This is a genomic window from Sutterella massiliensis (assembly GCF_016899755.1).
GTDB lineage: Bacteria > Pseudomonadota > Gammaproteobacteria > Burkholderiales > Burkholderiaceae_F > Sutterella > Sutterella massiliensis.
Window position 1 is genome coordinate 1 of the sequence record NZ_JACJJC010000489.1, and the last position, 250, is coordinate 250.

Genomic DNA, 250 nt, shown 5'->3' on the forward strand with positions numbered 1-250 from the left:
CTGTAAAATCTTTTTCGCTTGATGAAAAACGTATTGAGCATATTGAAAAATATTTGGGGCTTGATTATTTTGTTGATTCTAAAACTTCAATAATAGACTATTCGTTTATTAAAATACAAGAAGTAAGGAATCTCTTAATATCAGACAACAGAGAAATGTTCCGTTACCGTTATGGAACAAGATATCATTCTATAAGTTTTGCTGAGTTTTGTAGATATGCTCAACTTCAATTAGAAATGCTCCTAAATTA

General features: G+C 28.8%; 1 protein-coding gene. It reads left to right on the forward strand.

Annotated features, from left to right (window positions below; translation table 11 throughout):
* Positions 1 to 250, forward strand: a 250-nt coding sequence (locus H6A60_RS13430) for a hypothetical protein (RefSeq protein ID WP_205105356.1), incomplete at both ends; no start/stop codon positions are given.